General features: G+C 66.4%; 26 protein-coding genes. 18 read left to right on the top strand and 8 right to left on the bottom strand.

Features of this window, described 5'->3' with window-relative positions; translation table 11 throughout:
• The 6 genes from AC2VOG_RS05520 to AC2VOG_RS05495 all read left to right on the top strand — a co-directional run.
• Positions 1-2961: acetyl-CoA carboxylase family protein (locus AC2VOG_RS05520; RefSeq protein ID WP_486938913.1), on the top strand; the 2961-nt coding region annotated here is incomplete at its 5' end.
• Positions 2958-3776, top strand: coding sequence for an SDR family oxidoreductase (locus AC2VOG_RS05515; protein WP_486938912.1), 819 nt, complete (start codon positions 2958-2960; stop codon positions 3774-3776). The genes AC2VOG_RS05520 and AC2VOG_RS05515, both read left to right, overlap by 4 nt.
• Positions 3773-4528, top strand: coding sequence for an SDR family oxidoreductase (locus tag AC2VOG_RS05510; protein WP_486938911.1), 756 nt, complete (start codon positions 3773-3775; stop codon positions 4526-4528). The genes AC2VOG_RS05515 and AC2VOG_RS05510 overlap by 4 nt, the downstream gene beginning before the upstream one ends.
• Entirely contained in the window at positions 4525-5718 is a 1194-nt protein-coding gene (locus AC2VOG_RS05505; protein ID WP_486938910.1) for an acyl-CoA dehydrogenase family protein, read from the top strand. The genes AC2VOG_RS05510 and AC2VOG_RS05505 overlap by 4 nt, the downstream gene beginning before the upstream one ends.
• 5 nt (positions 5719-5723) lie before the next feature.
• Positions 5724-6821 carry an acyl-CoA dehydrogenase family protein gene (locus tag AC2VOG_RS05500; protein ID WP_486938909.1) on the top strand — a complete coding sequence of 366 codons (1098 nt, stop codon included), beginning with the start codon at positions 5724-5726 and terminating at the stop codon, positions 6819-6821.
• Positions 6822-6833: 12 nt separating this feature from the next.
• Positions 6834-7814 (top strand): aldo/keto reductase, encoded by a 981-nt coding sequence (locus AC2VOG_RS05495; RefSeq protein WP_486938908.1) that lies wholly within the window; start codon positions 6834-6836, stop codon positions 7812-7814.
• Here the strand turns inward: AC2VOG_RS05495 and AC2VOG_RS05490 are convergent.
• Positions 7789-8817, bottom strand: coding sequence for a TIGR03617 family F420-dependent LLM class oxidoreductase (locus AC2VOG_RS05490; RefSeq protein ID WP_486938907.1), 1029 nt, complete (start codon positions 8815-8817; stop codon positions 7789-7791). The two genes, AC2VOG_RS05495 and AC2VOG_RS05490, sit on opposite strands and share 26 nt — an antisense overlap.
• A gap of 6 nt (positions 8818-8823) precedes the next feature.
• Positions 8824-9561: a dienelactone hydrolase family protein gene (locus tag AC2VOG_RS05485; RefSeq protein WP_486938906.1), complete on the bottom strand. Its 738-nt coding sequence runs from the start codon at positions 9559-9561 to the stop codon at positions 8824-8826.
• Between the two features lie 154 nt (positions 9562-9715).
• Between AC2VOG_RS05485 and AC2VOG_RS05480 the strand changes: the two genes are divergently transcribed.
• From AC2VOG_RS05480 to AC2VOG_RS05455, 6 genes are all read left to right on the top strand, one after another.
• Entirely contained in the window at positions 9716-10516 is an 801-nt protein-coding gene (locus AC2VOG_RS05480; protein WP_486938914.1) for a thymidylate synthase, read from the top strand.
• Complete coding sequence (locus AC2VOG_RS05475; protein WP_486938905.1) at positions 10513-10998, top strand: dihydrofolate reductase; 486 nt, start codon at positions 10513-10515, stop codon at positions 10996-10998. The genes AC2VOG_RS05480 and AC2VOG_RS05475 overlap by 4 nt, the downstream gene beginning before the upstream one ends.
• On the top strand, positions 10995-12221 hold the full coding sequence (locus AC2VOG_RS05470) for a winged helix-turn-helix domain-containing protein (protein WP_486938904.1): 1227 nt from the start codon (positions 10995-10997) through the stop codon (positions 12219-12221). The genes AC2VOG_RS05475 and AC2VOG_RS05470 overlap by 4 nt, the downstream gene beginning before the upstream one ends.
• A 79-nt stretch (positions 12222-12300) precedes the next feature.
• Positions 12301-13053, top strand: coding sequence for an FAD-dependent thymidylate synthase (gene thyX / locus AC2VOG_RS05465; RefSeq protein WP_486938903.1), 753 nt, complete (start codon positions 12301-12303; stop codon positions 13051-13053).
• A 119-nt stretch (positions 13054-13172) separates the two neighbouring features.
• The gene (dapA, locus tag AC2VOG_RS05460) at positions 13173-14075 is read left to right on the top strand and encodes a 4-hydroxy-tetrahydrodipicolinate synthase (RefSeq protein ID WP_486938902.1); all 903 of its coding nucleotides are present in this window, start codon (positions 13173-13175) and stop codon (positions 14073-14075) included.
• A gap of 4 nt (positions 14076-14079) precedes the next feature.
• Positions 14080-15756, top strand: a complete 1677-nt coding sequence (locus AC2VOG_RS05455) for a ribonuclease J (RefSeq protein ID WP_486938901.1) — start codon at positions 14080-14082, stop codon at positions 15754-15756.
• Here the strand turns inward: AC2VOG_RS05455 and AC2VOG_RS05450 are convergent.
• The 3 genes from AC2VOG_RS05450 to AC2VOG_RS05440 form a co-directional block, all read right to left on the bottom strand.
• Positions 15743-16180: a hypothetical protein gene (locus tag AC2VOG_RS05450; protein ID WP_486938900.1), complete on the bottom strand. Its 438-nt coding sequence runs from the start codon at positions 16178-16180 to the stop codon at positions 15743-15745. The two genes, AC2VOG_RS05455 and AC2VOG_RS05450, sit on opposite strands and share 14 nt — an antisense overlap.
• A gap of 135 nt (positions 16181-16315) precedes the next feature.
• Positions 16316-17137 (bottom strand): mycofactocin-coupled SDR family oxidoreductase, encoded by an 822-nt coding sequence (locus AC2VOG_RS05445; RefSeq protein ID WP_486938899.1) that lies wholly within the window; start codon positions 17135-17137, stop codon positions 16316-16318.
• The gene (locus tag AC2VOG_RS05440) at positions 17137-17451 is read right to left on the bottom strand and encodes a putative quinol monooxygenase (protein ID WP_486938898.1); all 315 of its coding nucleotides are present in this window, start codon (positions 17449-17451) and stop codon (positions 17137-17139) included. The genes AC2VOG_RS05445 and AC2VOG_RS05440 overlap by 1 nt, the downstream gene beginning before the upstream one ends.
• A gap of 156 nt (positions 17452-17607) precedes the next feature.
• Between AC2VOG_RS05440 and AC2VOG_RS05435 the strand changes: the two genes are divergently transcribed.
• Positions 17608-20121, top strand: a complete 2514-nt coding sequence (locus tag AC2VOG_RS05435) for a DNA translocase FtsK (protein ID WP_486938897.1) — start codon at positions 17608-17610, stop codon at positions 20119-20121.
• Here AC2VOG_RS05435 and AC2VOG_RS05430 read toward each other — a convergent pair.
• Complete coding sequence (locus AC2VOG_RS05430) at positions 20118-20639, bottom strand: amino-acid N-acetyltransferase (protein ID WP_486938896.1); 522 nt, start codon at positions 20637-20639, stop codon at positions 20118-20120. The two genes, AC2VOG_RS05435 and AC2VOG_RS05430, sit on opposite strands and share 4 nt — an antisense overlap.
• A 55-nt stretch (positions 20640-20694) precedes the next feature.
• On the opposite strand from AC2VOG_RS05430, the gene pgsA reads away from it, so the two are divergent.
• The 4 genes from pgsA to pspM all read left to right on the top strand — a co-directional run bounded on the left by pgsA (position 20695) and on the right by pspM (position 23547).
• Positions 20695-21291, top strand: coding sequence for a CDP-diacylglycerol--glycerol-3-phosphate 3-phosphatidyltransferase (gene pgsA, locus AC2VOG_RS05425; protein WP_486938895.1), 597 nt, complete (start codon positions 20695-20697; stop codon positions 21289-21291).
• 188 nt (positions 21292-21479) lie between these two features.
• Positions 21480-21806, top strand: coding sequence for a transcriptional regulator ClgR (gene clgR / locus AC2VOG_RS05420; RefSeq protein ID WP_486938894.1), 327 nt, complete (start codon positions 21480-21482; stop codon positions 21804-21806).
• A gap of 86 nt (positions 21807-21892) precedes the next feature.
• Positions 21893-22717 (top strand): phage shock protein PspA, encoded by an 825-nt coding sequence (gene pspA, locus AC2VOG_RS05415; RefSeq protein WP_486938893.1) that lies wholly within the window; start codon positions 21893-21895, stop codon positions 22715-22717.
• 14 nt (positions 22718-22731) lie between these two features.
• A complete protein-coding gene (gene pspM, locus AC2VOG_RS05410) occupies positions 22732-23547 on the top strand; it encodes a phage shock envelope stress response protein PspM (protein WP_486938892.1) in 816 nt (271 codons plus the stop codon).
• A gap of 3 nt (positions 23548-23550) precedes the next feature.
• On the opposite strand, the gene AC2VOG_RS05405 is transcribed toward pspM, so the two are convergent.
• Both AC2VOG_RS05405 and AC2VOG_RS05400 read right to left on the bottom strand, forming a co-directional pair.
• Positions 23551-23964, bottom strand: coding sequence for a DUF5313 domain-containing protein (locus AC2VOG_RS05405; RefSeq protein ID WP_486938891.1), 414 nt, complete (start codon positions 23962-23964; stop codon positions 23551-23553).
• Between the two features lie 5 nt (positions 23965-23969).
• Positions 23970-24392 carry a limonene-1,2-epoxide hydrolase family protein gene (locus tag AC2VOG_RS05400; RefSeq protein ID WP_486938890.1) on the bottom strand — a complete coding sequence of 141 codons (423 nt, stop codon included), beginning with the start codon at positions 24390-24392 and terminating at the stop codon, positions 23970-23972.
• Positions 24393-24431: 39 nt separating this feature from the next.
• Between AC2VOG_RS05400 and AC2VOG_RS05395 the strand changes: the two genes are divergently transcribed.
• A partial coding sequence (locus AC2VOG_RS05395; protein ID WP_486938889.1) for a glycosyltransferase occupies positions 24432-25570 on the top strand: 1139 nt, incomplete at its 3' end.

Raw genomic sequence — 25570 nt, 5'->3', positions numbered from 1 at the left:
GAGTTCGCGCGGGCCTGCGCGGGCGCGGGATTCACGTTCGTCGGACCGGACGCCGCCGCGCTCGACCTGTTCGGCAACAAATCCTCGGCCCGGTCCGCGGCGACAGCGGCCGGGGTGCCGGTGCTGCCGGCCACCGACGGGCCCACCAGCGTCGAGGGCGTCCGTGCGTTCGCCGAAGCCCACGGCGGGCCCATCGTGATCAAGGCGCTGTCGGGCGGTGGCGGTCGTGGCATGCGAATCGTGCGCAGTGCCGAGCAGATTGACGACGCCTACCGCCAGTGCGCCGCTGAGGCCGCTCTCGGTTTCGGCGATCCGGCGCTGTTCGCCGAGGCACACCTGGCCGACGCCCGACACATCGAGGTGCAGATCGTCGCGACGCCGTCGCGTGCGCTCGCACTCGGCGACCGAGACTGCAGCATTCAGCGCCGCCACCAGAAGCTGATCGAAATCGCTCCAGCGCAAGGCCTTTCGTCGGCGTTACGGCGCGATCTGCACCGGGCCGCGGCGCGGCTGTGCGCGCGGGCCGACTACCGCGGAATCGCCACGGTCGAATTTTTGGTCACCGGAGAGCGATTCGTGTTTCTGGAGGTCAACCCTCGGATTCAAGTCGAACACACCATCACCGAAGAGGTGACCGGGGTCGATCTGGTGGCCGTGCAGTTACGGATCGCACAGGGTTCGTCGTTCCACCACCTCCGGTTGCCGGCCGGTATCGTGGCCGAGGGCGATGAGGTGATTGGCGCCCTGGCAGCAGTACGCGGGATCGCGATCCAGACGCGGGTCAACATGGAGACGATGGGCGCCGACGGGTCGGTCCTTCCGACGGCGGGCACCCTCGCGGTGTTCTCCCCGCCCAGTGGCCCCGGAGTGCGAGTCGACACCTTCGGCCGAACCGGGCTCACGCCGAGCGCGCGCTACGACTCGTTGCTGGCCAAGGTGATCACCCGGGTGCGTGGATCGTCGTTCTCCGCCGCGCTGCGCAAAGCGCAGAGCGCGCTGGACGAATTCGGCATCGAGGGTATTCGAACCAACATCGGATTTCTGCAGGAAATTTTGTCGCACAACGACATTCACGACGCTCCAGTGGACACGAGTTTCGTCGACAAGAACCTGCCGGTATTAGCCGCCGCCGCCCAGGATCGGCGGCACGAGACCCGCCTCGCGACGCCGGAGTTGTATCCCGGAGAGGAAGTGCTGCGCGCCCAATTGGCTGGCACTGTCGTCGAGATCGCCTCAGAAGGTAAGGATTACGACGTCGGCACGCAGTTGGCTGTCCTCGAAGCCATGAAGATGCAGCACGTGTTGTCCGCACCGGATGCTGTGCGCACGGTCCGGATCTTGGCGACACCCGGTCAAGTTGTCGGAACCGGTGACCCGCTGATGGTGTTCACCCGTAATGGCGACAACGCAGGGCCCGTCGAGGTCGCCTCGCTCGATCTCGACCGGGATCGCGCCGATCTCGAGGAGGTCCGCCGGCGTCACCTGCTTACCCTGGACGAGGGTCGTCCGGCGGCAATCTCCAAGCGACACAAACAGAATCGACGCACCGCGCGCGAAAACATCGACGATCTGATCGATTCGGGAAGCTTTGTCGAGTATGGCGCGCTGGCAGTGGCCGCGCAGCGCAGCAGGCGCTCGGAAGAGGATTTGATCGCCAACACCCCGGCGGACGGCTTGATTGCCGGGGTGGCGACGATTGGCGGCGCCCGCGCTGCGGTGTTGTCCTACGACTACACCGTGCTCGCGGGCACGCAAGGCATGCGTAACCACGCCAAAACCGACCGGCTCTTCGAGTTGGCGGCCCGCCAAAAGCTACCGGTCGTGCTGTTCGCCGAAGGAGGGGGCGGCCGGCCCGGTGACACCGACGTCGCGAACATCGCCGGTCTCGACGTGCCCACGTTCCGGGCGCTGGGCGCACTCAGCGGCCGGGTGCCGCTGGTCTCGATCGTGTCCGGCAGGTGCTTTGCCGGTAACGCGGCACTGGCCGGCACGTGCGACGTCGTGATCGCGACGCCCGATGCGAACATCGGCATGGGTGGGCCGGCGATGATCGAAGGCGGCGGGCTGGGCCAGTACCGGCCGGAGGACATCGGGCCGATCGATGTGCAGCGGCGCAACGGCGTGGTCGGGTTGGCCGCCCGCGACGAGGCCCATGCCGTGTCACTGGCCAAGCAGTATCTGTCCTATTTCCACGGCCGGCAGGACAGCTGGCAGGCGCCCGATCCGCGGCGCGCGCGACATGTGGTGCCGGAGCATCGGTTACGGGCCTACGACGTGCACCACGCGATCGAGTCGGTGGCCGATATCGGCTCGGTGCTGGAGTTGCGTGCCGACTTCGGCGTCGGGGTGGTCACCGCGCTCGTCCGCGTCGAAGGCGTGCCGTTCGGTTTGCTGGCCAACAGCAGTCATCACCTTGGTGGTGCGATCGATGCCGAGGCGGCGGACAAGATGGCCGATTTCCTGACGCTGTGCGAATCGGCTGGGCTGCCGATCATTTCGCTGTGCGATACACCCGGCTTCATGGTCGGCCCGGACGCCGAAGTCGACGCCGCGGTTCGGCGCTTCAGTCGCCTGTTCATCGTCGGCGCGCGATTGACCGTGCCGTTCGGGATGGTGATTATGCGCAAGGGCTACGGCTTGGGCGCCATGGCGATGGCCGGTGGCTCCTTCCACGTTCCGGCTTTCACCGTGGCCTGGCCGACTGGCGAGATCGGTGGCATGGGTCTCGAGGGCGCGGTTCGGCTGGGTTTCAGCAAGGAATTGGCCGCCATCGCCGATCCAGCGGAACGACAGAAACTGTTCGACACGTTGGTCGAGGCCGCCTATCAGCACGGCAAGGCGCTCACCTCGGCCAGCACGTTCGAACTCGATGACGTGATCGACCCGGCGGATACCCGGGGCTGGATTACCCGGCTGTTATGCAGTGAAATTCAGACCCATCAGAAGGGAGATCGCTCGTGAAAGTTGCCGACAAAGTCGCCATCGTGACCGGCGGCGGCAACGGTATCGGGGCGGCGCTGGCTGCCAAGCTGGCGCACCAGGACGCCCGGGTGGTGGTCGCCGACCTGAACGGGGACGCCGCCCAGGCGGTTGTCGAAGGCATCAACTCAGACCGGCCCGGCGTCGCCGTCGCCTCCAGCGGTGACGTCTCCGAAACCCGTCACATCCAACAGCTGATTGCATTGGCGGAGAACGAGTTTGGCCCAGTCGACTTCTACTTCGCCAACGCGGGTATCACCGGGGTGGCGGGACTCGACGTGACCGAGGCCGAGTGGGATCAATCCATCGATGTGAACCTCAAAGCGCACATCCGCGCGGCGCAACTGCTGGTCCCCGGCTGGGTGCAGCGCGGCGAAGGCTACTTTGTCAGCACCGCCTCGGCCGCGGGGTTGCTCACGCAGCTCGGATCGGCCACCTACTCGGTGACCAAGCATGCCGCTGTCGGATTCGCCGAGTGGCTCAACATCACCTTCGGCGACCAGGGTGTGCGGGTCAGCTGCTTGTGCCCGATGGGCGTCAACACCAAGCTGCTGTATTCGCCGGGGGAGTCCGACGATCCGCTGGCCCGGCTCGCCACGCGGGCCGTCACCTCCGCCGGCGACGTGATGGAAGCGAACGACGTCGCCGAGGTCGTCTTGGCCGCGATCGACGACGAGCAGTTCCTGATCCTCCCGCACCCCGCGGTGCTGGACATGTATCGCCACAAAGGCGCCGATTACGACCGCTGGCTGCGCGGCATGCGCCGCTACCAGCACAGCCTGATGGAGGGACTATGACAGATTTCCACGGCCGTACCGCACTCATCACCGGAGGTTCGCGAGGAATCGGGCTGGCGACCGCGCAGCGGCTGGCCCAAGGCGGAGCCAACATCGTGCTCACCTCGCGCAAACAGGACAGCGCCGACGCCGCGGCCGAGCAGGTCGGCGGCAACGCCATCGGAGTTGCCGCACACGCCGTCGACGAGGACGCCGCGCGGCATTGCGTCGACGTCGCCCTCGACCGCTTCGGCAGCATCGACATCCTGGTCAACAACGCCGGCACCAACCCGGCATACGGCCCGTTGATCGACCAGGATCACGCCCGGTTCGCCAAGACCTTCGACGTCAACCTCTGGGCGCCGCTGCTGTGGACGTCGCTGGCGGCCAAAGCCTGGATGCGCGAACACGGCGGGGCGATCGTCAACACCGCATCCATCGGCGGCATGCACCAGGCGCCGAACATGGGCATGTACAACGCGACCAAAGCCGCGCTGATCCATGTCACCAAGCAACTGGCACTGGAACTTTCACCCAAGGTTCGGGTGAACGCGATCGCCCCGGGGGTGGTGCGGACCAAGCTCGCCGAAGCGTTGTGGAAAGACCACGAGGATCTGGTGGCGAGAGGCACCGCACTGGGTCGGATCGGCGAACCGCCCGACGTGGCGGCCGCCGTCGCCTTTCTGGCGTCCGACGAGTCGAGTTGGATCACCGGCGAGACGCTGGTGTTGGACGGCGGCCGACTGCTCGGCGATCCCGCGGGCTTCCGATGAACGCGCAGGATCTGCACGCCCGCGTGCGGGCTCTGCTCGACGAACACGACCCGGTACACACCGATCCGCAGGAATTCCTCGGCGCGCGTTTCGATGCTGGGCTGGCGTGGGTGCATTTCCCGGTCGGCTCCGGCGGGCTGGACCTGTCACGCAATTTCCAGGCGCAGGTCGAGGACGAGCTGACCGCGGCGGGTGCGCCCCCCGGTGGCGGCGGTGCCCGCAACGGCATCGGGATGGGGATGGCCGCACCGACCATCGCGGCGTTCGGTAGCGAAGAGCAGCGGCGAGAGTTTCTGCGGCCGTTGTTCACCGGCGAGCACATCTACTGCCAGTTGTTCAGCGAACCGGGTGCGGGGTCCGATCTGGCCGGTGTGGCCACCCGAGCGGTCCGTGATGGTTCGGGAAATGGGGACTGGATCGTCAACGGGCAGAAGGTATGGACGTCGAGCGCCCAGAACGCGCAGCGGGCGATCCTGGTCGCCCGAACCGATCCGGCCGTGCCCAAACACCAGGGCCTGACCTACTTCGTTCTCGACATGACCGGCCCCGGCGTCGACGTGCGCCCGCTGCGGCAGATCACCGGTGAAGCCGAATTCAACGAGGTGTTCCTGACTGACGTGCGCGTGCCCGACGCCTACCGGCTCGGCGCCGAGGGCGGTGGGTGGAAGGTCGCCACCACCACGCTGAACAACGAGCGGGTTGCCATCGGCTCGATGGCCGGCGGCACTCGGGAAAGTGGGATCATCGGCAAGGTCACCGAGGCGTGGCGGACGCAGCCCGCGTTGCGCAATGCCGCGATGCATGACGAGCTGATGAAGCTGTGGGTGGAGGCCGAAGTCGTTCGTCTTACCGGTCTGCGGCTACGTCAGCGTCTGGCGGTCGGACAGCCCGGCCCCGAAGGCGCCGGGATGAAGGTGGCATTTGCCGCCCTGGCGCAAGCGGTTTCGGGGTTTGAGATCGAACTGCACCCGGAAGAGGGCCTGCAGTACGACGACTGGACGATGCGCCAGCCAGAGTCAGTCGACTTCATCGGCCGCGGCCCGGGTTATCGCTATCTGCGCGCCAAAGGCAACTCGATCGAGGGCGGCACGTCGGAGATCCTGCGCAACACGATCGCCGAGCGCATTCTCGGTCTGCCGCCGGAGCACCGGGTCGACAAGGACGTTGCTTTCAAGGATCTGGAGAAGTGAGCCAAATGAGCGATCTGCTGTACTCCGACACCGAGGAAGCATTACGCGACAGCGTGCGACGGTTGTTTGCCGACCGGTGCCCGCCGGAAGCAATAACATCCCTGTACGACTCTGCACCGCAAGACTTTTCCGGCGTATGGCGCACACTGGCCGCCGAACTGGGCATGGCCGGACTGCTGGTGCCCGAGGAACTCGGCGGTGCGGGCGCAACTGCCCGCGAAGCTGCCGTGGTGATGGAGGAGATCGGTCGCGCTGTCGCGCCGGTGCCGTATCTGTCCAGCGCGGTGGTGGCCACGGTCGCACTCTTGAAGGTGGGAGACACCGACACGGTCCAAGGCCTGGCGGCGGGTTCGCTCACCGCCGCGCTGGCGGTGCCACTGTCGACTGCGCCCGGTGACACGATCACCGGTGTTCGTGCCGGCGGCGGTGGTCTGTCCGGCCGGATCACCAGTGTGGCCGGAGTCGCGGAGGCCGACGTGTTGCTGGTTCCGGTCGCCGGAGCCGATGGGCTGCAGTTGCATACCGTCGCCCGCGGCGCAGCGGGACTGAACGTGTCACCGGTTCTGAGCCTGGACATGACGAGACCCCTTGCGAATGTGGAGTTCTCCGAAGTGGCCTCGTCGCGGGTTGGCTCCTCGCCGGCCGGTGCCGCGGTGGCGGCGGCCCTGGAGACCGGCGCGGCGCTACTCGCATCCGAGCAACTCGGCGTCGCGCAGTGGTGTTTCGAGACCACGCTGGCTTATGCCAAGCAGCGCAAGCAATTCGGCCGGGCGATCGGCTCATACCAGGCGATCAAGCATCGGCTGGCGGATCTGTGGGTCGAACTCAACTCCGCCGGGGCGGCGGCCCGATACGCCGCCGACACCTGTGCCCGGCAAGACGCCGACGCGACGATCGCTGCGGCCGTTGCGCAGGCCTACTGCAGTGGCGCCGCGGTTCACGCCGCCGAGGAGTGCGTTCAGCTGCACGGGGGCCTCGGCATGACGTGGGAGTATCCGGCGCATCTGTATCTGAAGCGGGCCAAGAGCGATCAGTTGGCATTCGGTACCCCATACCGTCACCGCGCCCGGTTGGCCGGGCTGGTTGATCTGCCGGCATCGTAGCGGGAGTAACACATGGACAAGCGCAATCTGGGTGGCAATCTCGAGGTCTCGGCAATTGGGCTGGGCTGCATGGGAATGAGTCGAGGCTACGGCCCGTCCGGACCCAGAACCGACATGATTGCGGTGATCCGCGGTGCGGTCGAACGTGGCGTCACCTTCTTCGACACCGCTGAGGCGTACGGAGATAACGAGGAACTGGTCGGCGAGGCCCTCGCGCCATTCGCCGAGCAGGTGGTGATCGCGACCAAATTCGGGTTCGCCTTCGGTGCTGACGGCAACATCGCCGGGCTGAACAGTCGGCCCGAGCACATCAGGGAGGTCACCGAGAACTCGCTGCGCCGACTGGGTGTAGAGACCATCGACCTGCTCTACCAACACCGCGTGGACCCCGAGGTGCCCATCGAAGACGTCGCCGGCGCGGTCAAAGAACTCATCGACAGCGGCAAGGTGAAGCACTTCGGGATGTCGGAGGCATCAGCGCAGACCATTCGTCAAGCGCACGCGGTGCAGCCCGTCGCAGCGCTGCAAAGCGAGTACTCGTTGTGGTGGCGGGAACCGGAGACGGAGATCTTGCCGACGTTGGCCGAACTCCATATCGGATTCGTGCCGTACAGCCCGCTCGGCAAAGGCTTCCTCACCGGAAGTATCGACGCGAGAACACAATTCGACAAGACTGACATCCGCAACAACATCCCGCGCTTCGCCACCGAGGTTCGGGAGGCCAACCGTGCGGTGGTCGACCTACTGCAGACGATCGCTGACCGAAAGGGTGCGACAACCGGCCAGATCGCGCTGGCCTGGTTGCTCGCTCAGCAGCCGTGGATCGCGCCGATCCCCGGAACCCGGCGCCTGGAGCGTCTCGAAGAGAACCTCGGGGCAGCCGACGTCGCACTGAGCGACGACGACCTAGACGAAATCAATTCCGTGTCAGCCGGTATTGACGTGCAAGGTGCGCGTTATCCCGAGTTCATGCAGAAGCTGATCGGGCGCTGATCTGGCGGGCGACGTCACCGTAGCGCTCGAAGCGTTGCGGGTCAGCCACCGCGTTGTACATCACCAGGCGCGTCGCCGTCCCATTGTATTTCTCGATCAGATTGTCCGCCAAAGCATCCCACGTCGACTCAGTCGCGAAGGCGGCGATATGGTCGTCGCTGACTTGGGCGGCCATCCCCGCGAAGTCGCCGGCCTTCTGCTTTTCGCGGATCCGCGCGGTGGTTCCCTCGAACCCGGCCTCGTCCCAGATGAACGCATAGTTCGGTGTGCTCCCATAGAACGCCATGCTGGCGCGTACCGATTCGCGTTGGCTGTCTCGCTCTTCATCGGTGTCGCCGACAATCGTCATCACCGGCACGATGATCGCGACGTCCGACGGTGACCGGCCGGCGCTCTGTGCCCCCTCGGCGACTTTCGGTATCACGTGCCGGGCGAGATAACCCGGCTCGCCGATCGGGTGGACGTGTACTCCGTCGGCCACTTCGCCGGCCATCCGCAGCATCCATGGATTGACCGCGGCGATGTCGACTTTGGGGTCGGGCGCCTCGATTGGTCCCGGACTCCATTGTGGGGTAATGAAATCCAGCTTGTAGAAGTCGCCGTGGTGGTCGAGCTTTCCGGACCGAAATGCCGAGAAGCAGGCCTTCACGGCCAGCAGGTAGTCGCGTAGCCGCGGGCCCGGCCGCTCGAAATCCACGCCGTACCGCCGAACGACGTGGGTACGGACCTGCGTTCCCAGGCCCAGCCGGAAGTTGCCGCCCGATGCCTCCTGTAATTCCCACGCAGTAGCCGCGGTCACGAACGGACTGCGCGGAAATGCCACCGCAACGCCGGTCGACAACTCGAGTCCGGGCGCGGCCTGGGAGGCCACCGCGGCGTTGAGGTAAGCGGTGCGGCCGGTCTCGGTGAACAGCAACCCGGAGAAGCCGGCGTCCTGGGTCCGCCGGGCCAGCGCACCGATCTGGCCGAGCGGCTGCGGGAGGGTCATCGCGTCGACGTGCATGCTGCACTACTTCAGCTTCGCCCCGAAGAACTCTCGCATCGCTGTCCAATGCCGCTCGGCGGCGTCGGCGTCATAGGACCTGTTGTCGGGCACGGCGTAACCGTGTCCGGCGGCGTAGGTTTCGATCGTGTGCTCGACGCCGGCTGCCGTCAGAGCCTTGTCGAGCTGCTCGGCGTGCTCGGCGGTGAACGACGCGTCGTCCTTCGCGCCGCCGACGTAGATCGCTGCCGTGATCTGGTCGGCCCGCAGATGCGGGCTGTCGTTGCCGTCGGTCACCAGCCCACCGCCGTGGAAAGACGCCGCGGCCGCAACCCGGTCCGGGGTCAGTCCGGCGATGAGCAATGCCGCCCGCCCACCCATGCAATAACCGGCGACACCGAATTTCTGACCGCTCACCTCAGGCCGCGCCGCGAGGTAGTCGAAGTACGCGTTGGCGTCCGAGGCCCAGTTCTCGGGGCTGATGCTGCCGATGAACGACATCAGCCGCTTGCGCTCGTTGTCATCGGAGAACGCGGTCTTCATGTCGAACGGCGCCCAGTCGCCTTGGCGGTAGTAGACGTCGGGCAGCAGCACCCCGTAGCCGGAGTCGGCCAGCTTGGCGGCCATCTCGAAGAAGGTCTGCCGCACTCCGCCGGCGTCGGGAATCATGATGACGCCCGGCCAGGGGCCCTGGCCTTCAGGGGTGAACAAGCGGACGGGGCAAGAGCCGTCGGGGGTCGCGACGGTGTCGGTGAAGTTCGGCATGCCATCCGTTCTACTCCCCGGCATTCGCCGTCCGATGAGTGGCGGTGACCCGCGGCGCGCATCTTCGCTGCGCTTGCGATCGCCGCCCGCTAAATGGCGTCGACCCGCGGCGCGCATCTTCGCTGCGCTTGCGATCGCCGCTAAAGTTGGTCGCGTGTCGATCCCCACGCCGTATGAAGACCTCCTGCGGCTGGTACTCGAGCAGGGCACGCCGAAGGCCGATCGCACGGGCACCGGTACCCGCAGTCTGTTCGGGCACCAGATGCGGTTCGACCTGTCCCAGGGCTTCCCGCTGATCACCACCAAAAAGGTGCACCTGAAATCGGTGATCTACGAGCTGCTGTGGTTCTTGCGCGGCGACTCAAACGTCGGCTGGCTGCAGCAGCACGGCGTCTCTATCTGGGATGAATGGGCCAGTGCGACAGGCGATCTCGGTCCGGTGTACGGGGTGCAATGGCGTTCGTGGCCGACGCCGTCGGGCGATCACGTGGACCAGATCAGCTCGGCCCTGAACCTGCTGCGGACCGACCCGGACTCGCGGCGCATCATCGTGTCGGCCTGGAACGTCGGGGAGATCCCGCACATGGCGCTCGCGCCGTGCCATGCGCTTTTCCAGTTTTACGTGGCCGACGGCCGGCTCAGTTGCCAGCTTTACCAGCGCAGCGCCGATCTGTTCCTCGGCGTTCCCTTCAATATCGCCAGCTACGCGCTGCTGACCCACATGATGGCCGCGCAGGCCGGCTTGGGCGTCGGCGACTTCGTCTGGACCGGAGGCGACTGCCACATCTACGACAACCACGTCGACCAGGTCACTGAGCAGCTGAGCCGCGATCCGCGTCCATATCCGAAACTTGTTCTTGCGCAGCGTGACTCGATCTTCGATTACAGCTATGACGACGTCGTGGTGAAAAGCTACGATCCGCACCCGGCGATCAAGGCGCCCGTCGCCGTATGAGTGAACTGGGCCTGATCTGGGCGCAGTCCACGTCCGGAGTCATCGGCCGCGCCGGCGGCATTCCGTGGCGACTCCCCGAGGACCAGGCCCACTTCAAAGAAGTCACCCGCGGTCACACTGTGGTCATGGGACGTCGCACCTGGGATTCGCTGCCGGCGAAGGTCCGGCCGCTGCCGGGCCGCAAAAACGTCGTCGTGACCCGCCAAACCGACTTTGCCGCCGACGGCGCGACGGTGGTGGGGAGCCTCGACGACGCGCTGACCGATCCGGACACCTGGGTGATCGGCGGCGAACAGATCTACACGTTGGCATTGCCGCAGGCCAGCCGGTGTGAGGTCACCGAAATCGATATCGACCTGCCCCGCGACGACGGTGACGCCGTGGCACCGGTGCTGGACGAGGCGTGGGTCGGCACGCCCGGTGAGTGGCACACCAGCCGCGCGGGCCTGCGCTACCGGTTTCACAGCTACCAGCGAGCGTGAGCGCACTCGGCGTCGCGCAGGCCCGGCGACTTGCCGTGGCCGCGCAGGGCTTTGCCGCTGCGAAGCCCAACGGTCCGGTGACCCGTGCACACCTGCGTCGACTGATTTCACACATTCACGTGCTGCAGCTGGATTCGGTGTCGGTCGCGGTGCGGGCCCACTATGCGCCGGTCTTCAGCCGGCTTGGGCCGTACAACCGGGATGTGCTGGACCGCGCCGCATGGACCCACAGCTCGCGCTCGCCACGACTTCTGGTCGAGTACTGGGCGCATGAAGCCGCGTTGATGGCCGTCGACGACTGGCCTCTGATGCGCTGGCGGATGGGTCAATACCGGCACGGACGGTGGGGGACCCACATCGTCAAGGCCAATCCGCAGCTTGCCGACAAAATCGTCGCCGCCGTCGCCGAGCTCGGACCGGCCACCGCCGGTCAGATCGAGACCCACCTGGCCACGGGACCGCGGGGCCCGCGGGGTGATTGGTGGGGCAGCCGCAGCGACACCAAATGGGTGGCCGAGGCGCTGTTCGCTGCCGGCACGCTCACCACGGCGACCCGGGTGGGTTTCGCCCGGCATTACGACCTGGCCGAGCGGGTGTTGCCGGCCGAGGTGGTGGCTCGCGAGGTCGCCGAGGACGTCGCAGTTCGCGCGCTGGTTCAGCGGGCCGCCGCCGCACTGGGGGTGGCCACCGAGGCCGACCTGCGCGACTACTTCCGGCTGGCCGCCGCCCAGGTCAAGCCGGCGATCACCGCGCTTGTCGCCGACGGCGAGTTGGAGCAGGTCGAGGTCGACGGGTGGTCTGCGCCTGCGTATTTACCTGCTGGCCAGACGATTCCGCGTCGCAACAACGGGACGGCGCTGCTGTGTCCATTCGACCCGCTGATCTTCTTCCGTCCGCGGGTGCAGCGGCTGTTCGGATTCCGCTACCGCATCGAGATCTACACCCCGTCCGACAAGCGTCAGTATGGCTACTACGTGTGGCCGTTCCTGCTCGATGGCGAGCTGGTGGGACGGGTCGACCTCAAAGCCGATCGTTCGGCGGACGCCTTGCAGGTGGTCGGGGCGTTCGTCGAGGCGGGTCGTTCGCCGGGGCAGGTGGCCGAGGCGCTGGCCGGGGAGTTGGCGACGATGGCGGGCTGGTTGGGTTTGTCGGGAGTGACCGTCGGTAGGCGCGGCGATCTGGCGGGTGCTCTGAATTCGGCTGTCCGCTGCCGTCGAACGTGACGTTGGATCCACACGTGACGCCCGAGCAGCGGAACCGACCGCTTCTCGTCGCCAACGCCCCGCGCTAGTGTTGGTCGCCGTGGCCGAGACCGCGCCGTTGCACGTGCAACTGATCGCCAAGACCGACTTCGTCGCACCGCCGGACGTGGACTGGAACACCGACGCCGACGGCGGCGAGGCGCTGGTCGAATTCGCCGGTCGGGCGTGCTATCAGAGCTGGTCCAAGCCCAACCCCAAGACCGCGACCAACGCCGGGTATCTGCGGCACATCATCGACGTCGGGCATTTCTCGGTGCTCGAGCATGCCAGCGCCTCGCTCTACATCACCGGCATCTCGCGGTCGTGCACCCACGAGTTGATTCGTCACCGCCATTTCTCGTATTCGCAGCTGTCGCAGCGCTACGTGCCGGAGACGCAGTCGCAGATCGTCGTCCCGCCGGGAATGGAGCACGACGACGAATTGCGGCGCATCCTGTCCGACGCCGCCGACGCCAGTCGCGCGGCCTACACCGAACTGTTGGCCAAGCTGGAAGAGAAGTTCGCCGACCAACCGAACGCAAATCTGCGTCGCAAACAGGCCCGCCAGGCCGCGCGGGCGGTCTTGCCCAATGCGACCGAGACCCGCATGGTGGTCACCGGCAACTACCGCGCGTGGCGACATTTCCTCGCGATGCGGGCCAGCGAACACGCCGATATCGAGATTCGGCGGCTGGCTATCGCGTGTCTGCGGTTGCTGGTCGACCTGGCGCCGGCGGTGTTCGGCGACTTCGACATCGCCACCTTGGCCGACGGCACCGAGGTGGCGACCAGTCCGCTGGCCACCGAGGCCTGAGCAGGCTTGGCGCGGGCGCGAAAGTGCGCACATGTACAGGCCGGACGGCGTGGCGCTGTACAGACACGCACACTCGCGCGGGAGTAATCGCATTTGGTACCGCCAGGTAACCTTGGTCCGTGAGCACCGGCGGATTCGACGTTTACACGCGCCTGGGAACGCTGCTGACCGCCATGGTGACGCCGTTTGCACCGGACGGCTCCCTGGACCTTCCGGCCGCGGTCCGCTTGGCAACGCACCTGGTCGACGCCGGTTGTGACGGCCTGGTCATGTCCGGGACCACCGGCGAGTCGCCGACCACCACCGACGCCGAGAAGTTGGCCGTGCTGCGGGCGGTGCTGGAGGCGGTGGGCGACCGGGCGCGGGTCATCGCCGGCGCAGGCAGTTACGACACCGCACACAGCGTCCACCTGGCGAAGGCCAGTGCGGCCGAGGGCGCGCACGGTCTGCTCGTGGTAACGCCTTACTACTCACGGCCCCCGCAGGCGGGGCTGTTAGCGCACTTCACTGCGATCGCCGACGCGACGCCGTTGCCGGTGCTGCTCTACGACATCCCGCCCCGCTCGGTGGTGCCGATCGAGTCGGAGACGCTTCGCGCGCTGGCGGCCCACCCCAACATCGTCGGTGTCAAAGACGCCAAGGGTGACTTGCACGCCGGGGCGCAATTGATGGCCGAAACCGGTCTGGCGTACTACTCCGGCGATGACGCGCTCAACCTGCCCTGGCTGGCGATGGGCGCCACCGGGTTCATCAGCGTGATCTCCCATGTGGCACCTGGCCAACTACGCGATTTGTTGTCGTCCTTTGCTTCTGGAGACATTGCGACCGCCCGCAAGATCAACGTATCGCTCGCGCCGCTGTCGAACGCGATGAGCCGCCTCGGCGGCGTGACGATGTCCAAGGCGGGGTTGCGGCTGCAGGGTATCGAGGTCGGCGACCCGAGATTGCCGCAAGTCGCCGCGACGGCTGAGCAGATCGATGCGCTGGCCGCCGACATGCGCGCGGCCTCGGTGCTCAGGTGAGCCGGTGGATGTAAACCTCGCGCCGCCCGCTCCGTTGGCCACCGGTGGTCTGCGGATCACCGCGCTGGGCGGAATCAGCGAAATCGGCCGCAACATGACCGTTTTCGAACACCTCGGCCGGTTGTTGATCATCGACTGCGGGGTGATGTTTCCCACCCACGACGAGCCTGGCGTCGACCTCATCCTGCCCGACCTTCGGCACATCGAAGGCCGCCTCGACGACGTCGAAGCGCTGGTCCTCACCCACGCGCACGAAGACCACATCGGGGCGATCCCGTTCCTGCTCAAGCTACGTCCCGACATTCCGGTGGTCGGTTCGAAATTCACGCTGGCCCTGGTTGCCGCCAAATGTCGTGAGCATCGCCTCAAACCGGTGGTCGTCGAAGTGGCTGAAGGGATGCGTAGCACCCACGGAGTATTCGAATGCGAATACTTTGCCGTCAACCACTCGATCCCCGACGCGCTGGCCATCGCGGTGCGGTCGGGCGCGGGGACTGTCCTGCACACCGGCGATATCAAACTCGACCAACTTCCACTCGACGGCCGGCCCACTGACCTGCCCGGCATGTCCCGGCTCGGTGACGCCGGCGTCGATTTGCTCCTGTGTGACTCCACCAACGCCGAGATCCCCGGCGTGGGACCGTCGGAGAGCGAGATCGGGCCAACCCTGCACCGGCTGATCCGGGGTGCGGACGGTCGCGTGATCGTCGCCTGTTTCGCCTCCAACGTGGATCGGGTGCAGCAGATCATCGATGCTGCAACGGCGTTGGGAAGACGAGTCTCGTTCGTCGGGCGTTCGATGGTGCGCAACATGGGTATCGCGCGAGATCTCGGATTCCTCACCGTGGACGAGTCCGATCTGGTCGAAATCGGCGCCGCCGAGATGATGTCGCCGGAGCAGGTGGTGCTGATCACCACCGGCACCCAGGGCGAGCCGATGGCGGCGCTGTCACGGATGTCACGCGGCGAGCATCGCAGCATCACGCTTACTTCCGGTGACCTGATCATCTTGTCATCATCGCTGATCCCGGGTAACGAAGAAGCCGTCTACGGCGTCATCGACGAGTTGGCCAAGATTGGCGCCCGAGTGGTCACGAATCAGCAAGCCCGGGTCCATGTTTCGGGGCACGCTTACTCCGGTGAATTGTTGTTCCTCTACAACGGCATCCGACCGCGTAACGTCATGCCGGTGCACGGCACCTGGCGGATGCTACGGGCGAACGCCAAGCTGGCAGCCAGCACCGGAGTGCCCGAGAAATCAATTGTGCTGGCCGAGAACGGGGTCAGCGTCGATCTTCTCGGCGGTGAGGTCAGCATCGCCGGCGCAGTGCCGGTGGGCAAGATGTTCGTCGACGGGCTGATCACCGGCGACGTCGGCGACACCACGCTGGGCGAACGTCTCATTCTTTCTTCGGGTTTCGTGGCGGTGACCGTCGTCTTGAGGCGCGAGACCGGAGAACCGGCGGCGCCGCCCCACCTGCATTCGCGCGGCTTCTCCGAAGATCCCAAGGCGCTGGAGCCCGCCGTTCGTAAAGTCGAAGCAGAGCTGGAATCGCTTGTGGCCCAGAATGTCACCGACCCGGCGCGGATCGCGCAGGCCGTCCGACGCACCATCGGCAAGTGGGTGGGGGAGACCTATCGCCGCCAGCCGATGATCGTGCCGACCGTCATTGAAATCTGACCTCGGCGTCGATCAGACCCAGCGCTTCGATGATGTGGCCGAACAACGTTCCGACGAAGGCAGCGAGCTGAGTGTGGGCCAGGGTCATCTGTTGCCGTAGCGGTGGTGCGGTGGTGAAATCGCCGCCGGCCAGCTCGTCGAGCAGAGCGATGCCGCCGACGTACTGATTGCGAAGTTCGGCCACCCGATGCCGTAGCGATCCCACCGCATGCAGGCCACCGGGCGCGACGTTCAATACCGACAACAGTCGGTCGATGTACACGATCACACGATGCTCATCGGTCTCGTCCTGCGGGCCGAGATCCAAACGGCGAGTAGCGACATCGAGTACCGCTGCCTGATGCGGCGACAGATAGCGGTACGCCGGTTCGGCAAAAGCCCCGGGCAGCATTCCCGGTAGCGGAACAGCCTCGTCGCTGGCCACGTATCGAGTATGACCCCGCCAACGGTCGCGAGGCGGGAATGCTCAGGTCGCGGCGTGTCGGGCAGCTCATCTGATCGGAATACGCGGTCTTTCGAACCGAAAGCTCTATGGGCCGCGGGAATTCGAGGCAAATTCCTACTTGTTGAGAAAGCCCGCATCGACTGGCAGGGTGACCCCGGTGACATAGCGGGCTTGGTCGGATACCAACCACGCCACCGCGTTGGCGATGTCTTCGGGGTCCAGCGTCTCGACCGGCATGGCGTTGCCCATGGCGCCCGGCGTATTCGTGGCGGCGGCCATCTTGGCGAGCCACTCACGGGTGAACTCGTTGTTGATCATCGGCGTCTCGACACCGGAAGGATGAATTGAGTTCACCCGGATATTTTGTCTGGCAAGCAGATTCGCATATATCCGCATCAACCCGACTACGCCGTGCTTGGCGGCGGCATACCCCACCGACCCCGCGTCAGGGCTGCCGACCCCGGCCAGACCGGCAGACGAACTGATCAAGACGATCGACCCGCCAGTGTTTTGTTTGACCATCGTCGGGATCGACACCTTGATGGTGTTGTAAACGCCGGTGAGGTTGACGTCGATGACGTCGTGCCAACCGTCGTCACCAGACTGCATGGGAGCGATACCCGCGTTGGCCACGACGATGTCGAGCCGTCCGAATTCGTCGAGGCCTTGCTGCAGTGCGGAGGACAACGACGACCGGTCCCGGACATCGCCCCGGACCGCCACGATCCGTGACCCGGTGTCGTCGACCAGTTTGACGGTGGCAGCCAGGTCGTCCGGGGTTGCCAGCGGATAGGGCACACTCGCAATCTGGTCACACAGGTCGACGGCGATAATCCGCGCGCCGTCGGCCGCGAGTCGCACCGCGTGTGCGCGTCCCTGGCCGCGGGCCGCCCCGGTGATGAAGGCGACCTTGCCCGCCAGCGGTGCCTCAGCCATCAGTGGCGCAGAATTCCCTGTTCCAGCGTGCCCGCCGGGACAGGCTGCAGCATCTTGATGTCCGGCGCGCCGGCCAGGTGCTCGCCGACCGCGCCGAACATCTTCCCGACCGCAGGCGCGGTGCTGTGGGTTTTCAGTGCTTCTTCGTCGGCCCACTGCTCGACGAAAACGAAGGTCTCGCCGGTTTGGTGCAGCGAGTAGAGCTGGCATCCCGGCTCGCCGTGCACTTCTTCGACCGCATCGGTGAGGATCTTGCGGGCTGCATCGACCGATTCGGGCTTTACCGTGATGGTGGCGACGACGACGACGGGCATTCGGCCTCCTGCAGGCTTCTGAGCAGCGAGTTGCTACGTGACGGATATCACCCTACTCAGCCGTTTCGGCCGCTGAATCGGCGGTCGGATGGTCACGGCCCGGTAACCAGTGTGGCGGATGGTGTAGACGGTGCATTTGCGATTAGGCTTGCCGATATGGCTAGCAAGACTGTCGCGCGGTCCGGCGCTCGAACCAGCAGGTCAAAGGGGGCGCCGCGGGGCGGCTCCCGCACGGGGCGGCCGAGCAGAAAGACGACGCGTCGCCCAGCCCCCGTTCGCCGGTCGGCCCGGCGCGGTGTGGTCGCCGGCGCGGGTGTGACGGCGGGACGGGCCGTTCGCGCGGCGTGGCTGATGCTGGCCAAGGGAACCGGCAGCACCGCGCGGTCCGTGGGCCGGGCCCGCGAGATCGACCCGGGCCACCGTCGCGACGGCATCGCCTTGGCGCTGCTGGGCGTCGCGGTGGTGATCGCCGCGAGTTCGTGGTTCGACGCCGCCCGCCCGGTCGGCGCGTGGGTCGACTCGGGGGTGCGCATTTTCATCGGCTCGGCGGTCGTGGTGCTGCCGCTCGCGCTGGCCGCGCTGGCGGTACTGCTGATGCGCACCGAACCCAACCCGGAGGCCCGGCCGCGGCTGGTGCTCGGCGCCACGATGGTGGCGCTGCCGGTGCTGGGGCTGTGGCATTTGTGGGCCGGCTCGCCCGACACTCCGTTAGAGCGCGCACACGCGGCCGGATTCATCGGTTTTGCGATCGCGGGGCCGCTTTCGGAGGGTCTGACCGCGTGGATCGGCGCACCGCTGCTGTTCATCGGCGCGCTGTTCGGCCTGCTGCTGTTGACCGGCACCACAATTCGCGAAGTACCCGAGACGCTGCGCTCGATGTTCGAGACTGGGATGTTCAACGACCGCGACGGCGAAGACGACTACGACGACGAGCCGGTCATCGAAGACGATGCCGCGGAGGACTTTTCCGATGGCTACTACGACGAGTTATCGCCTGACGACGACGATCAGGCGCAGCCGTGGCCATCGAACGCCGAGCCGGCGACGCCTGACGACAGCCCTACGGTGCCGGAGCCCGCGGTCTCGCGCAGTCGCAAGAAGGAACCGAAAACCGCGAAAGACGCTGCCAAGCAAGACACTTTGGCGCTCGACCGCGTGGTCGAAGGCCCCTACGCGCTGCCGTCGCTGACCCTTCTGATCGCCGGTGACCCGCCGAAGAAGCGCAGCGCCGCCAACGACCAGATGGCCGATTGCATCACCTCGGTGCTGCAGCAGTTCAAGGTCGACGCCGCGGTCACCGGCTGCACGCGCGGGCCGACCGTGACCCGTTACGAGGTCGAGCTCGGACCGGGCGTCAAGGTGGAGAAGATCACCGCACTGCAGCGCAACATCGCCTACGCGGTGGCCACCGAGAGTGTCCGGATGCTCGCGCCGATCCCGGGCAAGTCCGCGGTTGGCATCGAGGTGCCCAACACCGACCGTGAAATGGTCCGCCTGGCTGACGTTCTCACCGCGCCATCGACCAGGCGCGACCATCATCCACTGGTGATCGGTCTGGGCAAGGACATCGAAGGCGACTTTATCTCGGCCAACCTGGCCAAGATGCCGCACCTGCTGGTCGCCGGCTCCACCGGCTCCGGTAAGTCCAGCTTCGTCAACTCGATGCTGGTGTCGCTGCTGACGCGCTCCACCCCCGAAGAGGTCAGGATGATCCTGATCGACCCGAAGATGGTGGAATTGACGCCTTATGAGGGCATTCCGCATCTGATCACGCCGATCATCACCCAGCCGAAGAAGGCGGCCGCCGCACTGGCGTGGCTGGTCGAGGAGATGGAACAGCGGTATCAGGACATGCAGGCGTCGCGGGTGCGCCATATCGACGACTTCAACGCGAAGGTGCGCAGCGGAGAGATCACCGCACCGCTGGGCAGTCAGCGCGTGTACCGCCCGTACCCGTATGTGGTGGCGATCGTCGACGAGCTGGCCGACCTGATGATGACCGCCCCGCGTGACGTCGAGGACGCGATCGTGCGGATCACCCAAAAGGCCCGCGCTGCAGGCATTCACCTGGTGCTGGCCACCCAGCGGCCGTCGGTCGATGTCGTCACCGGCTTGATCAAGACCAACGTGCCGTCGCGTCTCGCGTTCGCGACGTCGTCGCTGACCGACAGCCGGGTGATCCTGGACCAGGCCGGCGCCGAGAAGCTGATCGGTATGGGTGACGGACTGTTCCTGCCGATGGGCGCGAGCAAGCCGGTGCGCCTGCAGGGCGCCTACATCTCCGACGAGGAGATCCAGGCCGTCGTGAGCGCCTGCAAAGAGCAGGCCGAGCCCGAGTACACCGAGGGCGTCACGGCGGCCAAGGCCGGCAGCGAACGCAAGGACGTCGACGCCGACATCGGCGACGACATGGACGTCTTCCTGCAAGCCGTCGAGTTGGTGGTGTCGTCCCAGTTCGGGTCGACGTCGATGCTGCAGCGCAAGCTTCGCGTCGGGTTTGCCAAGGCCGGCCGGCTGATGGATCTGATGGAGACGCGCGAAATTGTAGGCCCCAGTGAGGGTTCCAAAGCTCGCGAGGTGCTGGTCAAGCCGGAAGACCTGGCCGGGACACTGATGCTGATCCGCGGTGGCGCAGGCGCCGGCGATCTGGACGACGAGGAAACCGGCTAAAGGACGAGCAGCATCCGCGAGTTACCCAAGGTGTTGGGCTTGACGTAGCTGAGGTCGAGAAATTCGGCGACGCCGATGTCGTAGGAGCGACGCATCTCCTCGAACACTTCAGTCGTCACCGGGGTGCCCTCGATCTCGGTGAACCCGTGTCGTCCGAAAAATTCGGTTTCGAAGGTCAGCACGAAGAGTCGCTGCAGTTCGAGTTCGCGGGCCACCCGGAGAAGTTGGTCAACGATGGCGTGGCCGATGCCGCGGCCGGTCACCGACGGGTCGACGGCCACCGTGCGGACCTCGCCGAGATCGGCCCACAGCACGTGCAGAGCGCCGCAGCCGACCACCACGCCGCGCTGCTCGGCCACCCAGAACTCCTGGACGGCCTCGTACAGCGTCACGAGGTTCTTTTCCAGCAGGATCTTGCCCGCGTAGGTGTCGACTAGTTGCTTGATCACCGGTACGTCCGACGTGCGCGCGCGCCGGATCGTCGGCCCGTTTGCCGGTGTTTCGCTCGCTGCGCTCACGAAGTGCAGCGTATCGGTTTGGAACCTTCCGGCCGGTAACCGATATTCTGTTGCCGTGTCGGGGCAGCCGCAACCAGGTCCGGTGGTTCCGCGCGTTCGCGTCACCAACCTTGCCAATGTGCTCACGCTGTTGCGGCTGGTGCTGGTGCCGGTTTTCCTGTTGGTGCTGTTTGCCGGCAATGGGCACGAAACCCCCAGCCGTATCGTCGCTTTCGTCGTGTTCGCGGTCGCGGTCATCACCGATCGCTTCGACGGCGCACTGGCGCGCAACTACGGGATGGTGACCGAATTCGGCACACTGGCCGACCCGATCGCCGACAAGACGTTGATCGGCGCGGCGTTGATCGGCCTCTCGATGCTCGGGGACCTGCATTGGTGGGTGACGGTGGTCATCCTGGCCCGCGAGGTCGGAATCACCGTGCTGCGTTTCGTGATGCTGCGCCATGGCGTCATTCCCGCCAGCCGCGGTGGCAAGCTCAAGACGCTGGTCCAGGCCGTCGCCATCGGGCTCTTCGTCCTGCCGCTGTCGGGGGCCTGGCTGATGGCCGCGTGGGTGATGATGGCGGCCGCGATCGTCTTGACCCTGATCACCGGGTTGGACTACGTCGTCTCCGCGTTCAGGGATTCCCGTGGACGACTTGCTGCTGACTGACGATCCGCGTGGGCTGGTCGCAGACCTGACCGTTCGCAGTCACAGAGGTGGGCGCGGCCTTGATGGGCATCGACATGGTCGAGCTGGTGTCGTCCGCAACGCGGTGATACTTCCCCGGCGGGAACCAACGGCCGAGCCGCGCACGTTGACCAGATGAACCCCAGCTGACCGACCGTAAGGAGAGCGCGATGCCGTCACTGCTGCGCGAGGTTCTCGGCGACGTTTTGCGTCAAGTCCGCATCACCCAGGGCCGGACGTTGCGAGAGGTGTCCGACAGCGCGCGGGTCAGCCTGGGATACCTCTCCGAGGTCGAGCGCGGCCGTAAGGAGGCATCCAGCGAGCTGATCGGTGCGATCTGCGACGCCCTGGAGGTGCCGCTGTCTCAGCTGCTCACCGATGCCAGCGAACAGCTGGCCGTTCGGGAGTCGGCCGGGGCCAGCTCCCCAACTGCAGCCAATATCGACGCCAGCACCAAAGTCGTCATCCCGCCGGTCGCGGCCCTGGCTATCGCCTGACACGGCGAGCACGGGTGTAGCAATCGCGGTGGAGACGCTAGGTTGAGCCTGACGACAACATCTACACACGGAGGCGGAGCTCACCGATGGCCAACCCGTTCGTCAAAGCGTGGAAGTACGTCATGGCGCTGTTCAACTCGAAGATCGACGAATACGCCGACCCCAAAGTGCAGATCCAGCAGGCCATCGAGGAAGCGCAGCGGCAACACCAAGCGCTGACCCAGCAAGCCGCACAGGTGATCGGCAATCAGCGTCAGCTCGAGATGCGGCTCAACCGCCAGCTTGCCGACATCGAGAAGCTCCAGGTCAACGTCCGCCAGGCGGTGACGCTGGCCGATCAGGCCACCGCCGCGGGTGACGCTGCTAAAGCCACCGAATACAACAACGCCGCCGAGGCGTTCGCCGCCCAGCTGGTGACGTCCGAGCAGAGCGTGGAAGACCTCAAGGCACTGCATGACCAGGCGCTGGGCGCCGCCGCGCAGGCCAAGAAGGCCGTCGAGCAGAACGCCATGGTGCTGCAGCAGAGGATCGCCGAGCGCACCAAGCTGCTCAGCCAGCTCGAGCAGGCCAAGATGCAGGAGCAGGTCAGCAAGTCGCTGCGGTCGATGAGTGAGATCGCCGCACCCGGAACCACACCGAACCTCGACGAGGTCCGCGACAAGATCGAGCGCCGCTACGCCAACGCTCTGGGCCAGGCCGAGTTGGCCCAGAGCTCGGTGCAGGGCCGGATGATCGAGGTCGAGCAGGCTGGCGTGGAAATGGCCGGTCACTCCCGCCTGGAGCAGATCCGGGCATCGATGCGCGGTGAGGCCCTGCCTACTGGCGGCGCGACCGCCAATCCGGCGGGGGCCGCCGGCGCCCCGGCCGCGGCGCCTCAGGCCGCGGCGCCCGCGAAGCCCCGCGGTCAGTAGGGGACCGGTCGGCGATGGCAGTGCGCTCGGGTCGCAACCCGGCATTGCGGACCCTGCTGCTGCGCTGGCTTGACACCGCCAGCGATATTTCCGAGCTGGTCTTCCAAAAAATCAGCGCTGCAACCGATCCCCGGGAAAGACAGCTGCGACGTCGCCGCCGCGCGCTGCGATGGGGTCTGATCTTCACCGCGGGAACCGTCTTCTGGGGCGTGGTGACCGCGATCCTGGCGGCGTGGGGATGGTTCGCGTTGCTGTTGGAGATCACCGGGGGAGTTGCTGTCGCGCAAGCGATGATCGCGACATTGCTGTTGATCCGCTACCGCTGGCTGAAAGCCGATCCACTGCCGCCGCAGCGGCCCACCAACATCCGGCGCCTGCCGCCACCGAGTTCGGCCGCGCGTCCGGCGATGTATGCGCTGGGTGCTTCAGAGCGCGGCTTCTTCTCCTTGCTTGGCGTTATAGAGCGCGGAAGCATGTTGCCTGACAACGAGATTCGCGGCCTGACGGCGGCGGCCAAAAGCAGCTCGGCCGCCATGGCGGCCACGGCGGCCGAAGTGGTGTCGATGGAACGGGCGGCTCATGCGGCACCGCAGTCGCGTTCGTACCTGGCGCCAACGATCAACGCGTTCACCGCGCAATTGAGCGCCGGTGTGCGTCAGTACAACGAAATGGTTACCGCGGCCGCGCAGTTGGTATCCTCCGCGAACGCGGATTGTGGTGCTGCGGCCTCGCGACAGCTTTACCGCGACGAATTGGCCGGTGCCACCGATCGCCTGGCCGGTTGGTCACAGGCGTTCGATGAACTCGGCGGGCTGCCGCGCCGCGCGTAACTGTCAGATGTCATGGCGGCGAGTGGTCGACTCGTCCCTGGGGCCATAACGCTCGATGTATGACTGACGCATCTGCTCTTCGCGCTTACTGCGATGCGCGTCAACCAAATCGGGGTCCAGGCCGTGCACCTGCAGCATGTGCCGGCGCCACACCTTGTTCAGCGCGTGGGAGAAGTACACGAACGGAATCAGGATCGGCAGCGTCATGCTCAGGTGGACGTCCAGCGTCGTCGGGATCAGCCAGAACGGGGCGAGCACCAACACCGCCGGAACGGCGACCCGCCGCATCATCCGGCCTGTCGCACCCTTGCCGGCCAAATCGTTGCGCACCCAGTCCCGCATCGAGTCGGGCAGTCGGCCGCCGCAGCAGTACCGGATGAATTGAAAAGTGTTGGGGCGTGCGTCGTTGTCGGACATGACGGTTACAGCGATGCCCGCAGCGACGGCACCACGAGGCCGGCGAGGCCACGCAGCGTCGCTTTGAAGATGTCAAAGAAGTCGAAGTAGTCGCGCCACAACGTGATCTGCCCGTCGTGGACCTCGAACACGCCGCACACCCAGAACTGCAGGCGCAGCGGGCCGAAGATCAGGGCGTCGGTGCGCTCGGTGAGCACCGCAGCCCCATCGGCGGCGATCCGGTGAATTTTCACCTCGAAACCGCTGGCGCCGCCCAGGGAGCTGAACAGCTTCATCACGCGGCGACGGCCGTGAATCGTTGGCAGCCCGACGTTCTGGTACACCAGGTCGTCGGCCAATACGGTGCTTGCGGTGTCGAGGTCGGCGTCCTGCAGCGCGTGCAGGAAGACCTCCACAGTGCGGGTGTTCTCCAGGGTCTGCTCGGTCATGATCACCAGCCTAACCAGTGGTTGTGGCAGGGTGGGGCGATGCGCGTCGCGGTGGTGGCCGGCCCGGATCCCGGTCACGCCTTCCCGGCGATCGCGTTGTGTCGACGATTCCTGGTGGCAGGCGATACACCCACCTTGTTGACCGGCGCCGAGTGGCTGGATACCGCGCGCGCCGCCGGTGTCGACGCCGTCGAACTGGTCGGGCTCGACCCAGCCCCGGGCGACGACGACGGCGACGCGGGAGCCAAGATCCATCAGCGCGCCGCCAGGATGGCCGTGCAGAATCGCGCGCAACTGCAGGCGATGGGGCTGGACCTGGTGGTGTCCGATGTGATCACCGCCTGCGGCGGGATGGCTGCCGAACTGCTGGGACTTCCGTGGATCGAGCTCAACCCCCATCCGCTGTACCGACCGTCCAAAGGGTTGCCGCCGATCGGCAGCGGACTGGCTCCCGGTACCGGAATTCGCGGCCGGTTGCGGGACGCCGCGATGCGCGCGCTGACGGCAAGGTCTTTGCGGATCGGCACCCGACAACGGGGGCAGGTCCGCGTCGAAATCGGGTTGCCGGCATCTGATCCCGGGCCGTTGCGGATGTTGATCGCCACCCTGCCGGCGCTGGAGGTGGCACGCCCCGATTGGCCGGGCGGTGCCGTCGTCGTCGGTCCGCTGCACTTCGAGCCGACCGATCAGGTGATGCCGATTCCGTCCGGTTCGGGGCCGGTGGTGGTCGTAGCGCCGTCGACGGCGACAACCGGGACCACCGGAATGGCCGAGACGGCGCTGGACAGCCTGGCGCCCCTCGGCGTGCGACTGGTGGTGTCGCGACTCAACGGTCCGGAGCTTGCGTTGCCGTCGTGGGCGGTCGCCGGGCTGGGCCGCCAAGACGAACTACTGGCCCACGCCGATCTGATGATCTGCGGCGGCGGACACGGCATCGTCGCCAAGACACTGCTGGCCGGGGTGCCGCTGGTGGTGGTGCCCGGCGGCGGCGATCAGTGGGAGATCGCCAACCGGGTGGCGCGCCACGGCAGCGGGCGGCTGGTGCGGCCGCTGACCGGAGAAGCGCTGGCCAGCGCGGTGGCTGACGTGCTGGCGACGCCCGGGTATCGCGACGCGGCGCGCCGCGCCGCATCCGGAGGGGCCGACGTAGCCGACCCGGTGCGGGTATGCCATCAGGC

The organism is Mycobacterium sp. TH-M11, assembly GCF_057473725.1.
Note: the sequence above shows the minus strand (reverse complement) of the source record. Positions and strands in the feature narration are given on the sequence as shown.